The sequence below is a fragment of the Rhodococcus sp. P4_E4 genome, from assembly GCF_056401575.1.
This window is the reverse complement of the sequence record NZ_JBFUJB010000026.1, coordinates 39,462-55,301: the sequence shown is the minus strand read 5'-3', so window position 1 is coordinate 55,301 and position 15,840 is coordinate 39,462. Positions and strand designations below refer to the sequence as shown.

Below are 15,840 nucleotides of genomic sequence, written 5' to 3'. Positions count from 1 at the left end.
ACTCCATTGCGGCATCTTTTCGCCTACAGTACTTCCGTACTGCTCCCGAAGGACAGGTGTGCATGAAAGACAGAACAGTCATGATCGGCGCTGTCGCAGTGGCCGCCCTCTCTCTGACATCAGGCCTCGTTTTCGGCGGAGCAGCCGGCGCATTCGGTTCCGGTGGCCCTGTGGTGAAGCCTCCCGCTCTGGTCTCGTCGGTTTCCGTGGAGTCCGTCGCCGGGATCGAACCGGCCGCGTTCTACAGCTCGGTTGCAGTTCCCACGGTTGTCATCCCGCCGACGCCGACCTGGCGAATCGCCGACGAGACGACTGCTCCTCGTAATCAGCCGCTGGTGGTGACCGCGACAAGCACGAGCTCCGCTACGTCCACTACGACTGCAACGAGTACGACAACACCGGTCTCGTCCACGACCACCGCGTCGGCTACCGCGACCTCGTCACCGACCGCGACAGCCACGACCACCAAGACCAGCACCACCCCAGTTGTCACGACCGGGTCCACGCCGCCCGTCGTCGAGGTCTCGCCCGTTCTCGCCGGATAGTCCTCGCTCTTTCGCCTGCATACCGCCTGGCGTGACGGCGGTTACAGGCACACTTCAGTCGCCGCTCTCAAATACCCGATCTACCTGCGACAACCTTCCTAGTCGTCACGGTTCGTGGCCCGCTGCAATCCGGTCGACCGGAAAAGGACAGCAGCATTGTCGGGAGCTCGCGATACCGTATAGGTCTGAGCTTTTGCGGAAGGAGGTGGCTGATGAGCGCAATGGGCTTCGATCTCGATGTCAGTGTCGACCGGGCATGGGCAGAATTTCAACGTCGCCTCGGCGATCACATTTCCATCATGGTCGACGGCGACGTGCTTGCCGTGGAATCGTCCACCGGCGACTTCGATCCAGCTGACGGCGCAGCGCCATGTGTTCAGTTCCTCGTGTGGGACGAGAACACAGTCCGCTGCGAGGTTCCTTCCAACGACTTCCTTCATCCGCGCTATCGACTCGAAGATGCCGACGAACAAAAGTTGATCGCACTCGGCTGGAATCCGCCTTCCGAGAATCTCGACGATCCGAACAACTCCCCCGCCTTCTGCGTCGACAAGGCGCAGAACTGGGCCGATCAGCTCGCAGCGATGACTGTCGATGCGTTCCGTGATGTGTTCGGTGTGCAGCACCCGGCTTTTCTATCCAGCGATCTCACCGGCAACGAGCAGACTCCGGATTTCGATCCGTCGGTTGTCGAGTCGACCGAACTTCCGACACTCGACCCCACCGCGGCCTACATGCCCAACGACGTCGACCACCTCAAGGAGTTGGTCACTCTCGCTTTGCTTCCCATGCTCGGCACGCTTCCCGAGCGGGACAGCGACGGCGACATACCAATTCGGGTCGGTTCGACGGTCATGTTCGTCGGTCCGCTTTCCGAGTCCATGGACGTGCAGTTGTTCTCCCCGCTCGTTCAGGACATCAGCAACCGCACTCGTGCAGCCGAGGTCATCGCCGATCTCAACCGCAAGTGGTCGCGCATCAAGTTCGTCTTGATCGACGACCGTCTGTCGGTGTTCCTCGAGGTGGCGGGCTCACCATTCGTTCCCAAACAACTCACCGATACATGCGCAGCCTTGACGTCGTTCCTGCGTACCGTGGACGACGAGTTCGCCGCACGCGTCGGCGGAGACCTCTTCTTCGCGAACAAGAGCGGTGACTCCTCCTCGCTGCAGCCCGATCTGACGGCCGAGGACCTGCCTCCCGAACTCGAGACCCTGCTGCATCTCGATCTGGACGTGGCCGAGGATCTCGACGCGGTAGCCGATGTCTGCGGGCGCGATCGCGATCTGATTCTTCAGCTCCTCCACATCAGTAACGAATGGCAGATTCAGCTCCGTAGTCAGGCGGTGGACGCCCACAGTCGCGGGGACGCCGAAGAGGCTGCAGGATACGAGGATCAGGTCGGTGGGTGGGAACTCATGGTCGACCGTCTTCGCGGGGCTTTGCGACTGGTGGTCCTGCCCAATTCTCGAACCGAGACGCCGGCAAAGCCGCAACCTGAGCAGATGGGCCTGTTTGCCGATCCCTTGCAACAGAGTCTCTTCGACGATCCGTCCTGACACGACGGATCGCCTTCCCTCTATTCGAAGTGGGATTTGAAGATCTGTCCGTGGACGCCCACGGTTCGATCGACTACCTGTGAGACCGTGAAATCGGCTGCGGCAGAAAGATAGGCGTAGGCCGTCGCTCGATCCATACCGCGATCGTGCTCGAGGAAGTCGAGTGCGTTGACCACCGCGCGCCGCATGGCGCCGTTGAGGTCACTGTTCTGCCCATCGACCGAACCGTTGGGGTCGGACAGGCCGATCGGAATCCAGGCCTCCTCGGTCTCGGCGAACGGGTATCCGAATGCCACCGATGGGGCGTCACCGGAGTTCTTCTTGCACACGCTCAGTCGGAACGTGCCGCGCAGCGATCCTTCCATCGCCGTCAGCGCCGCCTCACCGTCGCCCATGGCCATGTGTGGGTCACCGACGTAGAAGAGGGCGCCTTCAGCGAATACCGGCAAATAGAAGGTTGATCCGACACCGAGATGCCTGATGTCGATGTTTCCGCCGCCCAGGGTCGGAGGAATGGAGTTCGACGACGGGGACGTCGGGTCGGCATCCGAGGAATAGGCAACTCCCATCATTCCCATGAAGGGCCGCAGGGGAAACCGCACCTTCGACTGTCCGAAAGGCATCACGCCCTTGCCGTCTTCGATCGCCGTGAAAGTGGAAACACCGCCGTACTTCAGCGGGTCCTTTGTTGCGCGCCCGTCTGTGGCGACCGGCGGCATGACTTCGTCCAGAGTGATTCCCGCTGGAGCGGTTCCGTCTGCTGTGACGGCGAGAGCGCCCTTGCCGTGTCTGCTCGACACAACGCCGTACGGCACGCGGGGAATGGCTTCGAGAGTCTCGATCTTGAGTACGTCTCCAGGCTGGGCGCCTTCGACGAAGACCGGGCCGGTGACGACGTGCGGTCCGTCCTTGTCGAAGTTTCGTTCGGTTCGGTTGTATTCGGCCGCAACGGCAATCGCATCTTCGAGCACGTCCTTCTCGGAAACGCCTTTGCTACCGAAGTATTCGAGAGGATTGCGCCCTTGATCCTCGAGAATTCCCTCGTGCGAGAGGGCGTCGATCGTGACGGTCTGACCCGACTTCATCCGCATCACCTCGCGGGTGTGGATGTTGGGCACATAACCCCACATGACGTCCGACGGATCCGAACTCAGATAGTGATCGCCACTGACGTTTCCGCTGCCCGGTTGCAGAATCGGCACACCATCGGCGAACGGCAGCGCAGAGGAGGATGATCCAGCCGGCGATGCGTTCGAGTGCGCGCATCCCGAAGCCACACCCGCAACGCCTACTCCCGCACCGAGAGCCGCGACTGCCCTCATGAATCCGCGTCGGCCAAGACCTTTCGCCAGGTCTTCGGCTGCGTTGCGGGCAAGAGTGTTTTCCATCGAGATTCCTCCGAAGTGCGTGATGATGTGCGACTGCGAAGAAAGCTAGACCCGATTTGTTACTCGTTCATTACCATTTCATGGCAGGGAAATGCCGTTGACTGAGAATGAATTCAGCGACGGCGAAGCCGCCAGAGCGAGGTCGTCTCTCGTGCCCGGGCGGCGTGAAGCGCATCGGTTCGGTCACTGACCTTTGCGTGCGTCGGTTTGACGTCGATGCGATCGACAACAGTGAGCCCACCGGCCGCAATCAGGTCGTGTAGTTCGGATCGCGTTCGGAGACCGAGGTGTTCGGCAATGTCCGAGAGGATCAGCCACGCTTCTCCCCCATCGTCCAGATGCGCTGCGACACCAGTCAGGAAGCCCTTCAGCATCGCTCCAGCAGGGTCGTAGACGGCGTATTCGATGGGCGAGGTGGCCTTGGCCGGAATCCAGGGAGGATTGCAGACCACCAACGGAGCGGTGCCTTCGGGAAAGAGGTCTGCTTCCACCACGTTCACCTGATCGCCGTAGCCAAGCCGCGACAGGTTGGTGCGCGCGCATTGCAATGCCCGGGGGTCCTGGTCGGTGGCGGTCACTGTCTGAACTCCACGCCGCGCCAGGACGGCAGCAAGAACGCCGGTACCTGTTCCGATATCGAAAGCAGATTCCGTCGACGGTAGCGGAGCAGACGCGACAAGATCGACATACTCCCCGCGGACGGGTGAGAACACTCCGAAGGCGGGATGCACTCGTGCGTCGAGAGCCTCGATGAAAACACCTTTGCGGTGCCACTCGTGAGCGCCGATCGCGCCGAGGATGTCACGCAACGAGCGGACCGAAGGCTCACCGGTAATCCCGAAGGCTTCGGTCAACGCTACTTGCGCGTCCGGGGCTCGCCGGAGTGGAATCGACAGATCCGCATCCAAGGGAATGAGCAGCATGCCGAGGATCTGCGCGCGGCGTCCTTGGGTCTGCCGGTGGAGATGGAAGGCTTTGGCTGGGTCGTCGGACGCTCGGCGCGGCTTGCGGTCGATGCGCGACGCGACGGCCTTGGTCAGTTGGCGAGCGTTCTGAAAATCTCCGCGCCACAACAACGCCGTGCCTTCGCAAGCCAAGCGATAGGCGTCGTCGGCCTTCATCGTGTCGTCGGCGACGACAATGCGCTTAGGCACCGGGGCGTTGCTCGTCGAACCCCAACGGGCCGATTGCTCGGCGTCGTTCTCGGTCCACACTGCGAATTGTTCAGTCATGTAAGCCCTTCCGGCGTCCGACGCATAGCGGCCGGTCTACCGGCTGATGTGGTCCAGATCTGCAAAATCTGCTCGTCTGGTGTCCACACTAGTCGGGACCGGCCGCGCTACATGACTGCGAGAGGGATGTCAGCCCTTGGCGACGCGAGCTGCCTCGGCGATCCGAGCCTCGGCGACCGCGTCAGCAGCCTCGCCGGCGAGGATTCCGTCGTTCTTCGACTTCGCGAAGATCTCGGTGACCGTGTCGAAGATCTTCTCGACCTTGAGCTTGACCTCTTCGGCCGAGTTGCCCTTCAGCTCGCCGGCAACCTGGATGAGGCCGCCGCCGTTGGCGACGTAATCGGGGGTCCAGGTGATGCCGCGGTCGCGGAGAATGTTCTCGACCTCGGGCACGGTGAGCTGGTTGTTGGCAGCGCCGCAGACAACCTCGGCCTTGATCGAGCGTGCGGTCGTGTCGGTGAGGGTTGCGCCCATCGCGCAGGGTGCGTAAACGTCGAGATCGGCGTCGATGATGCTGTCGACGATGCTCACCTGCGGGAAGTCAGCCTTGACGCGGTCGAGCGCTGCGGCGTTGACGTCGGTCGCGAGAACGGTCGCGCCGTCTGCGAGGAGGAGCTTGATCAGCTCGTAGCCGACCTTGCCTGTGCCTTCGACACCAACAGTCTTGCCTGCGAGCGACGGAGTGCCCCAATGCGACTGTGCCGCGGCGCGCATCGACTGGAATACGCCGAGGGCCGTCATCGGAGCGCTGTCGCCGGAACCGCCGACCGTAGCGTTGCGGCCGACGACGAAGTCGGTGTTACGACCGATGATGTCAAGATCGTTGGAGTTGGTTCCGACGTCACCAGCGGTGATGTAGCGGCCGCCGAGGGTCTGGACGAATTTTGCGTAGGCGCCGAGCAATTCGTCGGTCTTGGCCGTTGCGGGGTCGCCGATGATGACGGCCTTGCCGCCGCCGAGGTCCACGCCGGCAACCGCAGCCTTGTAGGTCATTCCGCGCGAGAGACGCAAAACGTCTGTGACTGCGGCGGATTCGTCGGAGTACGGGTAGAAGCGCGTTCCGCCGAGCGCGGGGCCGAGCGTCGTGGAGTGGATGGCGACGATGGCCTTGAGGCCGCTCGCGGGATCCTGGAAGAAGCTCACCTGCTCGTGGGGGTAATCGCGCAGGTAGTCGGCGCGATCGAACACGCCCGCAGTGTCGTCATGGGAAACAACAGAGTTCACGGGCTCGGCGGTGAGAGTCATTGTGGGATAGACCTTTCCGAAGGATAAACGGGGTGCAGTCGAAACATTGGGACGAAATGGCCGTTGGGTACTATTGGGGACAAATAGCCCAAAGAGAATCCCGCTGAGCAATTCGTGGAACCAATGCTCTGCCTGAGCTACGATTTGGTCAATGCAAATCTCTTGAACTAGTCAATTCGATCATCCAGTGACCCATATCACTGAGGAGAGGTTCACAAAGTGCTCAGCATCGACAAGCTCGACGTCCAGTTGCTCGGACTGCTCAGCAAGGACTCAAGGATGAGTGTGGCCGAGTTGGCCAACTCGTTGGGCGTCGCCCGCAACACCGTCCAGTCGCGAATGAAGCGCATGGAATCCAACGGACTTCTCACCGGGTTTCGGCCGAATCTCAATCTCCCCGAGGTCGGTATCCCGATTCAGGCATTTGTCGGTCTGGAACTCGAGCAGGGCAAGATCAGCGCAGTCGCTCGGAGTCTGACCGAGTTGCCCGAGGTGATCGAAATTCACGCCACAACCGGTCGCGAGGATTTGCTCGTTCGCGTCGCCACCTCGACGCACGCGGCGCTGCAGAAGTTGGCCGAGCAGATCGTGTCACTTCCAGGCGTCACGCATTCGACCACGACCATCGCTCTGACCAATCCCCTTCCGTATCGAATTCAGCCTCTCCTCGAGCACCTCACCAATGACGCCGGATGGGGTCGTTCGACCGCCTTCCCCCGTCAGCAGGACTAGGACGGGTGGTCGCGTCGATGCTTCCAAGTGCGCTAGTTTCATGGTTATGAGTGAGATCCAGGGACAGCGCATCGCGTTCATTCAGGCGACGTGGCATCGCAACATCGTCGACCGTGCACGTGACGGATTCACCGACGCGATCGTCGAGCTCGGCTACCCCAAGGACACGGTTGATTTCTTCGAGGTACCGGGAGCTTTCGAGATCCCGCTGCACGCCCGGCGGTTGGCCAAGACCGGCCGCTACCAGGCGATCGTTGCCGCAGGTCTGGTCGTCGACGGCGGTATCTACCGGCATGACTTCGTGGCGACGGCTGTCATCGACGGTCTGATGCGCGTGCAGCTCGACACCGACGTTCCGGTTTTCTCGGTGGTCTTGACGCCGCATCACTTCCACGAGCACGCCGAGCACGTCGACTACTTCAGCACGCATTTCGTGAAGAAGGGCGCCGAGGCTGCGCGCGCGGTCGACGCCACCGTCAAGTCGTTGAAGGCCCTGCCCACCAGCTAGTCGTTACCCAAGTCTCGCTGAGTCGAATGCCATCGGCTCAGCGAGATTTTTTGTGTCTATCGAGGGGTGTCGACGCTTGCCAGTGCGGAGGCGTTCGAGTCGTCGACTTCGCCGTAGCGGTCGACGCATTGCTGGAAGAAGTCCCGCATCTCGGTGACCACTTGGATGTGGCTGTTCAATGACTTCTCCAACGAATCTTCACCGCCGACGGCCTTCTTGGAGAACTTCGCGGCGAGGTACTGCCCTGACTTGAGTGTTCCCATCGCATCGAGAAACTGGAGTGACGCTGCCTCTCGTTCGACGGCCCACAATTCGATCAACAATTCAGAACACGACGCGACCAAACCTTGTGCCGCCTTGAGATCAACACTGATCTGATCTGCCTGCCAACCGCCAAAGAATCCGGTCATTTCGTTCCCCTCTAGTGTTCCGCTACCCGCAGTCAGTCCTCGCTCTAGCGTGGCAAGGCCCCCTCCAGCGCCTCGGCATATCTGGAGGCAATGGAACACATTGAATCCTCTTGTTGCTGAGAATTTTTTGCGTCGGCCGCTATCCAAATCGAACCAAGTGATACGTCCAGACCCACGTAACAACGATCGATATCTGGGTCACTGGCACTGTGAAACCGAAGCGCCGGCCGACCACCGATCGACAAAGTCTCAAACCCCGTAAAGCTTGCATTTGCCTTCGCATCGTCAAGAGAGTTCTCGCCGGAGAAGACGATCACGTAGTACCCGGACTGAGTCCACGAGCAAATCTTCCAACCCGGTTGCTCGACGCCGGCGATGTCAACTTCCTCGGTAGTCGGATCAAGCCCGACTTCTTCCAACACCGAGTCCGGAATGTCCTTGCATGGATCGAACAAACCCTCTTGGCCGGATGCAGGCTCAGCCGCCCCCTCCACGACTGAGCTGCATCCTGCCGCAGCCCACACCAACATCCCAGCCATGAGCAGTCGCCCAACCCCCACCGACCCCCGCATGGCACCCCCTGTTGATGTGGACCCACTCTATTGGATGCATCGGAGGCTCGATCGGTTCCCGCAATCTTGAAATTCCCAGGTCACGATCGCTGGTTCACTCAGAGCGCATCTCCAGCGATTGACGCTCAGCTCAGCAGTCGCATACTGGAGAGGTTGACTACAACTTCGGGAAGGCACCGAGTGAGCGCACCGAAAGCCCCGGCCAAACCAGCGATCCTCAGCGTCGACGACGATCCTGGTGTTTCGCGTGCCGTCGTTCGAGACCTCCGCAAGCGGTATGGCGAGAAGTACCGAATCATTCGCGCGGAGTCCGGCGACCAGGCTCTCGAAACCTTGCGCGAAATGAAACTTCGCGGCGATGCAGTCGCTGTGATCGTCGCCGATTACCGCATGCCCGGTTTGAGTGGAATCGAGTTCCTCGAACAGGCAATGGACCTGTATCCCGTAGCTCGTCGCGTTCTACTGACCGCGTACGCCGATACTGATGCTGCGATCGACGCCATCAACGTCGTCGACCTCGACCACTACCTCCTCAAGCCGTGGGATCCGCCGGAAGAGAAGCTGTACCCCGTCATCGATGCGCTGCTCGATGCCTGGGCAAGCTCGAGTCATCACCCCGCCGAGGAAACAAAGGTGATCGGCCATCGTTGGTCCGAGCGATCATCCGACGTTCGAGAGTTCTTGGCACGCAACCAACTTGCCTATCGCTGGTACATGTCGGACGAGCCGGAAGGCCAACGACTGCTCTCGGCTGCCGGTACCGACGAACTGCGGCTTCCCGTCGTCATCGCATCCAATGGGGATGTCCTCGTCGAGCCCACTGACGCCGAACTCGCCGACAAACTCGGGTTGAGTACCACCCTCTCCGAAGACTTTTACGATCTCGTTGTCATCGGCGGCGGCCCTGCGGGTCTGGGCGCTGCCCTGTACGGCGCTTCGGAGGGGCTTCGGACGGTTCTCATCGAACGGCGGGCGACTGGCGGTCAGGCCGGCCAGAGTTCACGAATCGAGAACTACCTCGGCTTCCCCGACGGAGTTTCCGGCGCACAGTTGGCCGATCGCGCAAGACGCCAGGCAACCAAGTTCGGCGCCGAGGTCATCACCGCGCGAGACGTCACCGGTTTGGAAATCAACGGCTCGGCCCGCACCGTGCGTTTCGACGACGGTTCGTCGGTCGACGCCCATTCGGTCATCTTGGCGACCGGTGTTTCCTATCGCCAACTTTCGGCGCCGGGGCTCGATACATACACTGGCCGAGGGGTCTACTACGGGTCAGCTGTCACCGAAGCTGCACGGTGCAGCGAACAAGATGTGTACATAGTCGGCGGCGCCAATTCGGCAGGCCAAGCTGCGGTCTACCTCTCCCGCGGAGCTCGGTCAGTCACCATTCTCATTCGCGGCAACTCGCTCGAAGCCTCGATGTCGTACTACCTGATTCAGCAGATCGAGAAGAATCCGAAGATCACCGTGCGCACGTGCACGGAGGTAGTCGGCGCTGAGGGTGACGATCACCTCGAACGAATCACACTGCGTAACAGAGCCACCGGAGAAGAAGACACTGTCGATGCTCAGTGGTTGTTCATCTTCATCGGTGCCGCTCCCCTGACCGACTGGCTCGGCGACGTGGTGGTCCGCGACGGAAATGGCTTCGTTCTTGCCGGCCCGGACCTTCCGTCCGAAGGCGTCACCCCGGACGGGTGGCCGCTCGACCGCGCACCACATCATCTCGAAACCAGTGTCCCTGGAGTGTTTGTTGCCGGGGACGTACACGCCGAATCGGCCAAGCGCGTCGCGTCGGCCGTCGGAGAGGGCGCGATGGCCGTGATGTTCGTCCACCGCTATCTCGCTCAACAATAGGGAGATTCGATGTCCATTCCTGAATGCAGCCCAGACTTGCTTCGCACCCTGTTCCTGTTCGAGAAGCTCACCGACGATCAACTCGAATCACTTTGCCAGGCAGGCCATATCACCGAGATCGATCGAGGTCAGGTCTACCTCGAAGGTGAGCCTGCCACCTGCTTCTACGTCCTCATCGAGGGCGAGGTGGTGCTGTCCAAGCTGTCGGGCGGCGAAGACATCGAGATCAACAGGACCACCCAGCGCGGCGTCTACTCGGGAGGATGGACGGCGTATCTCGGCGATCGTGTACCGCAGGTCTACGCGGGGTCGATGCGAGTGACGACTCCTTCGACGTTTTTCGTCCTGGACGCCGACAAGTTCGGCAACGCGATGCGCGAGTGGTTTCCGATGGCGGTTCATCTGCTCGAAGGTGTTTTCTTCGGCAAGAAGAACACTCAGCAGATCATCGATCAGCGAGAGCGACTCCTTGCACTCGGATCACTGTCGGCCGGGTTGACTCACGAGCTCAATAACCCTGCAGCCGCGGCGGTTCGAGCGACAGCCTCTTTGCGCGAGCGTGTCGCAGGCATGCGTCACAAACTGGGAATGGTCGCGTCGGGCACCTACGACCGCGATGCCCTCGTCACTCTCATGCGACTTCAAGAGGAAGTTGCAGAGGTTGTCGCCAAGGCGCCGACGCTCACTCCCCTCGAAGCCTCCGATCGAGAGGATTCGTTGGGTGAATGGTTCGAGGATCATTCGATTCGAGAGGGTTGGGATCTGGCTCCGACCTTCGTGCAGGCTGGTCTCGACACCGCTTGGCTCGAGAATGTTGCTGCAGCCGTTGACGAGTCCGTACTCGAAGGCGCAATTCGCTGGCTGAATTACACCATCGAATCCGAACTCCTGATGAACGAGATCGCCGACTCCACAACGAGGATTTCGACTCTCGTCGGTGCAGCCAAACAGTATTCTCAGATGGACCGCGCACCCTTCCAGACCATCGATGTCCACGAACTACTTGACAGCACGTTGATCATGTTGGGGCAAAAGATCGGAAGCGGAATCGAAGTCGTCAAGGAATACGACCTCGCGCTGCCACCGATCGACGCCTACGCCGCCGAACTCAATCAGGTGTGGACCAACCTCATCGACAATGCGGTGTCTGCCATGGACGGATCGGGAACACTCACCGTTCGGACAAGCCGCGATGGCGACCGCGTGTGCATCGAGATCTGCGACACCGGCGCCGGGATTCCCGATGACGTCATCGACAGGATCTTCGAACCCTTCTTCACGACTAAGCCTGTCGGTGAGGGAACCGGTCTCGGCCTTGATATTTCGTGGCGAATTGTGGTCGGCAAGCATCGTGGTGAGCTGCGGGTCACGTCTGAGCCCGGTAACACCCGGTTCAGAGTTTTGTTGCCAATCGCGGGCCCACCGCGGGATACGCGCGACGACTAGTCGCCCTTGCACGGCCGGTAGGCAAAGCGCACGATGAAATGACCGACTTCAGTCAGCGAGAGGGTGGACCATGACCGACGGACTTCCAGCGGGGATCGATCCGAGCGTGCCGCCCAGTGGCGCGGGATGCGTTGAATGCGATGCGAGCGGCGGTTGGTGGGTGCACCTGCGTCGATGCGCGCAATGCGGTCACGTGGGGTGTTGCGACTCCTCACCGTCACAGCACGCGAGCAAGCATGCGGCCTCGACAAAGCATCCGTTCATGCAGAGCTACGAACCCGGTGAGGATTGGTTCTGGAGCTTCGAAACCAACGAGGCGTACGACGGACCTGAATTGGCGGCGCCCACTTCACATCCCGTAGATCAGCCGACGCCGGGACCTAAGGGTCGTGTCCCAGCCGATTGGCAGCAACACATCCACTGACTCAGTTCGGTTGGTCGATCGACCTCAAAGTCGAGACGTTCGACGACTCCTGATCCAATGCGTTGTCGATGCAGGCTTGAAACTGAGCTTGCATCGACTTGACAGCTTCGACGTGGCTTTTAAGCACGTCGAGTAGGGCGTCCGGCCCACCCACAGCCTTCTGCTCGAATTTGGTCTGGAGCACTTGTCCAGACACGAGCGTGCCGAAGGCGTCGATCGTCCCCAACTCGATCGCTTTGACGATCATCGCTTGCAGTTCCGCATGCAGCACGTCACACGCATCATGCAGACGGGCAGCGATTCCAGCGTCAAGGAAAAACACATCGCTAATTTCGCTCATCGAACCTCCTCGGTCGTCGATTCAATGCCAGTTTCAGTTCGGTAAGTGCGGACGAAGCACAACTGCTTGACGAGTCGCCAATTCGCATAGTTCTTCCTTGTGAGTCTCACCAAAGAGAGCATCAATCCGAACGAATATCGCACCCTGCTGAACGGGGATCGCGACCATGCACAGATTCCCGTCCACATCTCTGCGCTCGCGAAATGTTATTGCTCCCGCCCCGACAGCTGGCGCATCCCGAATATCTGTGTCGTTGGGATTTCGACGAACATCGTCGAGCGTGTGGAATGTCGACCACACTCCGAGCTGATACCAATCAGACATCCAGGTGCATATCTCAAATTCCCCCTGACGGACGCCGAGGATTCCGGTCTCTTCACTCGCGACGTCTGCGCCGAGACCTGAGATCACTTCGTCCGGGATCGCCGAACATGGATCGAAGAGTCCGTCAGCTCCATCTGGGCGAACCGCATGCCCCTCAACCGTCGAGGAACAACCCCCAACCAACAGCGCAGCCGCGACCACAACCACTGCACCCCTCACTCCCACAGCACTCCCCCTCATTCGCGGCCCGCTCACAGTATTGGACGCTCCCCAGCACCGATCGGTTCCACCCCATTGCATTCCGTTGCAACCCTTCACCCACGCCGATAATCGGCCTAACGTCGATCTACCAGGGGATTCACAACGAAGTGAGGTGCGGATCAATGAAGGCAGCACGGTTCCACGGGCAGAAAGACATCCGGATCGAAGAGATCCCTGAGCCCGAATTGCGGCCAGGAACAGTCAAGCTGAAGGTCGCATGGTGCGGAATCTGCGGCACGGATCTCCACGAGTACCTCGAGGGACCGATCTTCATCTCCGCACCCGGACACCCGCATCCACTCTCACACGAGAATGCGCCGGTCACGATGGGCCACGAGTTCTCCGGCACCGTCGAAGAGGTCGGCGAAGGTGTCACGGACGTCGAGGTCGGTGAAAATGTTGTCGTCGAGCCGTACTTCGTCTGCAACGAGTGCGCCCCGTGCAAGGCGGGCAACTACCACCTGTGTACGAAGATGGGGTTCATCGGCTTGGCCGGCGGAGGTGGCGGGCTCAGCGAGAAGGTTGTCGTCGACCGTCGCTGGATCCACAAGATCGGCAACATCCCGCTCGACGAGGCAGCTCTCATCGAACCGTTGAGCGTCGCCCATCACGCAGTCGTACGCAGTGGAGCCGAAAGCGGCAACGTCGCCATCGTGGGCGGAGCTGGACCGATCGGACTCCTCGTTGCGGCAGTTCTCAAGGGTCTGGGTGTCACGACGATCGTCACCGAACTCAGCGAAGCCCGCAAGGCCAAGGCCCTCTCCAGTGGAGTCGCCGACTACGTCATCGATCCCACCACCGAAGACGTCAAGGCGCGCGTCCTCGAACTCAGCGGAGGTATCGGCGCAGACATCGGGTTCGAGTGCGCAGGCGTCAACGCAGTACTCGACACTATGCTCGACACGGTCAGGCCTGCCGGAGTTGTTGTCAACGTGTCGATTTGGGGCAAGCCCGCGACCATCGACATGCAGAAGCTGGTCCTCAAGGAAATCGATCTACGCGGAACCATCGCGTACGTCCGTGACCATGAAGCGGTCATCAAGATGGTCCAGGACGGTGTCGTCGATCTGGCGCCATTCATCACCGGTCGCATTCAGCTCGAAGAGTTGATCTCCGAAGGATTCACCACTCTGATCGAGCACAACGACACCGCGGTCAAGATTCTCGTCAGGTCATGTGATCGTCCTCGATCACATCGGCCGTTTCCAGCGGTGTGGATTGCGGATGCACGTATAGCGCATCCGTCGGGCAATATGCCTCACACATGAAGCAGGTCTGGCAATCCGATTGGCGCGCAATCACCGGGACGCCCGACGGAGTTCGATCGAAAACATCTGTGGGACATACATCTACGCATTTGTCGCAGCCGATGCATGCCGGCGCTGACACCAGCTCGATCATGACGCCACCAGCGCAGACCCGACAGATTCAGAAGTTCGGGTCCACACCGAATCCAAACCGCCGGTATGAACGTGATGGTGCTGCGTCACATCGAGTTCGGGATAATCGTCCCGCTTGCTCATTCCCCGAGTCTCGGTCCGAGCCAAGGTCGAGTGGTACATCCAGCGACCGATGGCCGTGATCGCGGCAGCCTGCCGCGCTGCCATCCGCCCTGCAGAATCCGCGCCTAAGTCCGCACTCACTGCACCCCAAAGCGATTCAAGCTCACCGAGCGCTGCGGATACCCGATCACCGCTACGGAGGTAGTTCTTGTCGAAGGGAATCAGCTGCGCTTGAGCAGCTTTCACCACATCGTCGGCAGTAAACCCGGTTCGTGCCGGATTACGCAATCCGACGGTTCCGGCTCCGCGAAGACCACTGGTAGACCCACGTCCGACCGACAGCGCATAGCGCGCAGCACCGGTTCCCGCCCACGAACCAGAAGACATCGCCCACGCGGCGTTGTGACTTCCCCCGCCGGTAAACCCTCCGCAGATTCGCTCTCGGGTCRCAGCGTCCCCGGCGGCAAACAGTCCCGGAACGGATGACGCGCAATCGTCATCGACGACGTTGATTCCCCCAGTGCCGCGCACCGTGCCTTCTGCGAGCATGCCGACCTCGAATTTGTCGGTGAAGGGATCGATTCCGCGGCGATCGAATTGCAGGAAGAAGTTGGGTTGCCCCAGCCTCATTCGACGCTGCACCTCAGCGTCGGCCCGATCGATCTGCGCGAAGACCGGCTCGTTCCGCAACGTGCTGGCGATGACGGACCTCCCCTTCGCCGAACCGGCACCTTCGAGCACGCTTCCGTCTGCGTGAAAGAACGTCGCGTACGCGTAGTAAGCCGTCTTGGTGATCGTCGATCCGGCCGCCGCGATCCCGTACGCGTTCGAGAACTCCATGCCGGAGAACTCGGCTCCGACTTCGGCTGCCATCAATGCACCGTCACCGGTATCGACGTTGGTGCCCAGCGCACCGGACAGAAACGCACAACCTCCGCTGGCGACCACTACCGCGCCTGCCGAGACGCGGTAGTCCTGGTGTTCGTGACGCTGGTATCCGGCGACTCCGCGAACTCGGCCCTCGCCGTCCACCAACAACTCCAGTGCCGGCGAATGGTCGAGGATCCGCACCCCGGCTCGACGAATCCAGGTGCGCATCCGTCGCATGTATTCAGGTCCCTGCAAGCCGGTACGTATCTGCTTGCCCGTGCTCGGGTCGACAGGGAACGGATATCTACCCTCCACCGCGAGGAGATCCATGTTGGAGTAGGTCTGCTCGAGGACGCGGTCCATCCAATGGTGGTCGGCCAGATATCCGCCGAGCGCCTCGCGTCCGGCCTTGGCCAGCTCACGGGCTGTCAAATCCGGCTCGACGTACCAAACACCCGTTCCGGATGGGGCCGTCGCGCCACTCGTTCCGCAGTAGCCCTTGTCGGCCAGGACGACGTCTGCACCGGCCTTGGCCGCGCGCAACGCTGCCCATGCGCCGGCGGGGCCACCACCGATCACCAATACATCGGTGGAGAGTTCGAGGACGTCCGTCACTGGCCAGCTC

General features: G+C 60.8%; 15 protein-coding genes and 2 pseudogenes. 8 read left to right on the top strand and 9 right to left on the bottom strand.

Going from position 1 to position 15,840, the window contains the following annotated elements; translation table 11 throughout:
- Window positions 1–62: 62 nt before the first annotated feature.
- Together AC1DVN_RS26570 and AC1DVN_RS26565 are read left to right on the top strand one after the other, a co-directional pair.
- A complete protein-coding gene (locus AC1DVN_RS26570; RefSeq protein ID WP_020970103.1) occupies window positions 63–545 on the top strand; it encodes a hypothetical protein in 483 nt (160 codons plus the stop codon).
- Between the two features lie 212 nt (window positions 546–757).
- Window positions 758–2,104, top strand: a complete 1,347-nt coding sequence (locus tag AC1DVN_RS26565) for a T3SS (YopN, CesT) and YbjN peptide-binding chaperone 1 (RefSeq protein ID WP_060938985.1) — start codon at window positions 758–760, stop codon at window positions 2,102–2,104.
- A gap of 20 nt (window positions 2,105–2,124) precedes the next feature.
- On the opposite strand, the gene AC1DVN_RS26560 is transcribed toward AC1DVN_RS26565, so the two are convergent.
- The 3 genes from AC1DVN_RS26560 to AC1DVN_RS26550 form a co-directional block, all read right to left on the bottom strand.
- A complete protein-coding gene (locus AC1DVN_RS26560; protein ID WP_387405698.1) occupies window positions 2,125–3,492 on the bottom strand; it encodes an acetamidase/formamidase family protein in 1,368 nt (455 codons plus the stop codon).
- A 113-nt stretch (window positions 3,493–3,605) separates the two neighbouring features.
- Window positions 3,606–4,724 (bottom strand): methyltransferase, encoded by a 1,119-nt coding sequence (locus tag AC1DVN_RS26555; RefSeq protein WP_047889216.1) that lies wholly within the window; start codon window positions 4,722–4,724, stop codon window positions 3,606–3,608.
- A 129-nt stretch (window positions 4,725–4,853) separates the two neighbouring features.
- Window positions 4,854–5,969, bottom strand: coding sequence for a Glu/Leu/Phe/Val family dehydrogenase (locus tag AC1DVN_RS26550; protein WP_007726076.1), 1,116 nt, complete (start codon window positions 5,967–5,969; stop codon window positions 4,854–4,856).
- A 219-nt stretch (window positions 5,970–6,188) separates the two neighbouring features.
- On the opposite strand from AC1DVN_RS26550, the gene AC1DVN_RS26545 reads away from it, so the two are divergent.
- Together AC1DVN_RS26545 and AC1DVN_RS26540 are read left to right on the top strand one after the other, a co-directional pair.
- Window positions 6,189–6,701 (top strand): Lrp/AsnC family transcriptional regulator, encoded by a 513-nt coding sequence (locus AC1DVN_RS26545; RefSeq protein WP_003941343.1) that lies wholly within the window; start codon window positions 6,189–6,191, stop codon window positions 6,699–6,701.
- 46 nt (window positions 6,702–6,747) lie between these two features.
- On the top strand, window positions 6,748–7,209 hold the full coding sequence (locus tag AC1DVN_RS26540) for a 6,7-dimethyl-8-ribityllumazine synthase (protein ID WP_003941401.1): 462 nt from the start codon (window positions 6,748–6,750) through the stop codon (window positions 7,207–7,209).
- Window positions 7,210–7,265: 56 nt separating this feature from the next.
- Here AC1DVN_RS26540 and AC1DVN_RS26535 read toward each other — a convergent pair whose 3' ends face one another.
- A complete protein-coding gene (locus tag AC1DVN_RS26535) occupies window positions 7,266–7,619 on the bottom strand; it encodes a hypothetical protein (protein WP_378669858.1) in 354 nt (117 codons plus the stop codon).
- Window positions 7,620–7,663: 44 nt separating this feature from the next.
- A complete protein-coding gene (locus AC1DVN_RS26530; protein WP_378669933.1) occupies window positions 7,664–8,149 on the bottom strand; it encodes a DUF3558 domain-containing protein in 486 nt (161 codons plus the stop codon).
- 222 nt (window positions 8,150–8,371) lie between these two features.
- On the opposite strand from AC1DVN_RS26530, the gene AC1DVN_RS26525 reads away from it, so the two are divergent.
- The 3 genes from AC1DVN_RS26525 (at window position 8,372) to AC1DVN_RS26515 (ending at window position 11,918) form a co-directional block, all read left to right on the top strand.
- A complete protein-coding gene (locus tag AC1DVN_RS26525) occupies window positions 8,372–10,048 on the top strand; it encodes an NAD(P)/FAD-dependent oxidoreductase (protein ID WP_019749255.1) in 1,677 nt (558 codons plus the stop codon).
- A 9-nt stretch (window positions 10,049–10,057) separates the two neighbouring features.
- Complete coding sequence (locus AC1DVN_RS26520; RefSeq protein ID WP_003941311.1) at window positions 10,058–11,494, top strand: ATP-binding protein; 1,437 nt, start codon at window positions 10,058–10,060, stop codon at window positions 11,492–11,494.
- A gap of 70 nt (window positions 11,495–11,564) precedes the next feature.
- Complete coding sequence (locus AC1DVN_RS26515) at window positions 11,565–11,918, top strand: UBP-type zinc finger domain-containing protein (RefSeq protein WP_003941317.1); 354 nt, start codon at window positions 11,565–11,567, stop codon at window positions 11,916–11,918.
- Between the two features lies 1 nt (window position 11,919).
- Here the strand turns inward: AC1DVN_RS26515 and AC1DVN_RS26510 are convergent, their stop codons facing one another.
- Together AC1DVN_RS26510 and AC1DVN_RS26505 are read right to left on the bottom strand one after the other, a co-directional pair.
- Window positions 11,920–12,258 carry a hypothetical protein gene (locus tag AC1DVN_RS26510; RefSeq protein WP_264613062.1) on the bottom strand — a complete coding sequence of 113 codons (339 nt, stop codon included), beginning with the start codon at window positions 12,256–12,258 and terminating at the stop codon, window positions 11,920–11,922.
- 33 nt (window positions 12,259–12,291) lie between these two features.
- On the bottom strand, window positions 12,292–12,822 hold the full coding sequence (locus AC1DVN_RS26505; protein WP_378669856.1) for a DUF3558 domain-containing protein: 531 nt from the start codon (window positions 12,820–12,822) through the stop codon (window positions 12,292–12,294).
- 143 nt (window positions 12,823–12,965) lie between these two features.
- Here AC1DVN_RS26505 and AC1DVN_RS26500 point away from each other — a divergent pair.
- Window positions 12,966–14,018 (top strand): annotated as a pseudogene (locus AC1DVN_RS26500) (2,3-butanediol dehydrogenase); the annotation flags it as partial.
- Here the strand turns inward: AC1DVN_RS26500 and AC1DVN_RS26495 are convergent.
- Together AC1DVN_RS26495 and AC1DVN_RS26490 are read right to left on the bottom strand one after the other, a co-directional pair.
- Window positions 14,017–14,244: pseudogene (locus tag AC1DVN_RS26495) on the bottom strand (4Fe-4S dicluster domain-containing protein); the annotation flags it as partial. The pseudogenes AC1DVN_RS26500 and AC1DVN_RS26495 sit on opposite strands and share 2 nt — an antisense overlap.
- Entirely contained in the window at window positions 14,241–15,830 is a 1,590-nt protein-coding gene (locus AC1DVN_RS26490; protein WP_477994403.1) for an FAD-dependent oxidoreductase, read from the bottom strand. The pseudogene AC1DVN_RS26495 and the gene AC1DVN_RS26490, both read right to left, overlap by 4 nt.
- Window positions 15,831–15,840: the final 10 nt, after the last annotated feature.

Coding starts and splice junctions, on each gene's coding strand:
- AC1DVN_RS26570 (WP_020970103.1), top strand. CDS start 63: ATGAAAGACAGAACAGTCATGATCGGCGCTGTCGCAGTGGCCGCCCTC.
- AC1DVN_RS26565 (WP_060938985.1), top strand. CDS start 758: ATGAGCGCAATGGGCTTCGATCTCGATGTCAGTGTCGACCGGGCATGG.
- AC1DVN_RS26560 (WP_387405698.1), bottom strand. CDS start 3,492: ATGGAAAACACTCTTGCCCGCAACGCAGCCGAAGACCTGGCGAAAGGT.
- AC1DVN_RS26555 (WP_047889216.1), bottom strand. CDS start 4,724: ATGACTGAACAATTCGCAGTGTGGACCGAGAACGACGCCGAGCAATCG.
- AC1DVN_RS26550 (WP_007726076.1), bottom strand. CDS start 5,969: ATGACTCTCACCGCCGAGCCCGTGAACTCTGTTGTTTCCCATGACGAC.
- AC1DVN_RS26540 (WP_003941401.1), top strand. CDS start 6,748: ATGAGTGAGATCCAGGGACAGCGCATCGCGTTCATTCAGGCGACGTGG.
- AC1DVN_RS26535 (WP_378669858.1), bottom strand. CDS start 7,619: ATGACCGGATTCTTTGGCGGTTGGCAGGCAGATCAGATCAGTGTTGAT.
- AC1DVN_RS26530 (WP_378669933.1), bottom strand. CDS start 8,149: ATGTTGGTGTGGGCTGCGGCAGGATGCAGCTCAGTCGTGGAGGGGGCG.
- AC1DVN_RS26520 (WP_003941311.1), top strand. CDS start 10,058: ATGTCCATTCCTGAATGCAGCCCAGACTTGCTTCGCACCCTGTTCCTG.
- AC1DVN_RS26515 (WP_003941317.1), top strand. CDS start 11,565: ATGACCGACGGACTTCCAGCGGGGATCGATCCGAGCGTGCCGCCCAGT.
- AC1DVN_RS26510 (WP_264613062.1), bottom strand. CDS start 12,258: ATGAGCGAAATTAGCGATGTGTTTTTCCTTGACGCTGGAATCGCTGCC.
- AC1DVN_RS26505 (WP_378669856.1), bottom strand. CDS start 12,822: ATGAGGGGGAGTGCTGTGGGAGTGAGGGGTGCAGTGGTTGTGGTCGCG.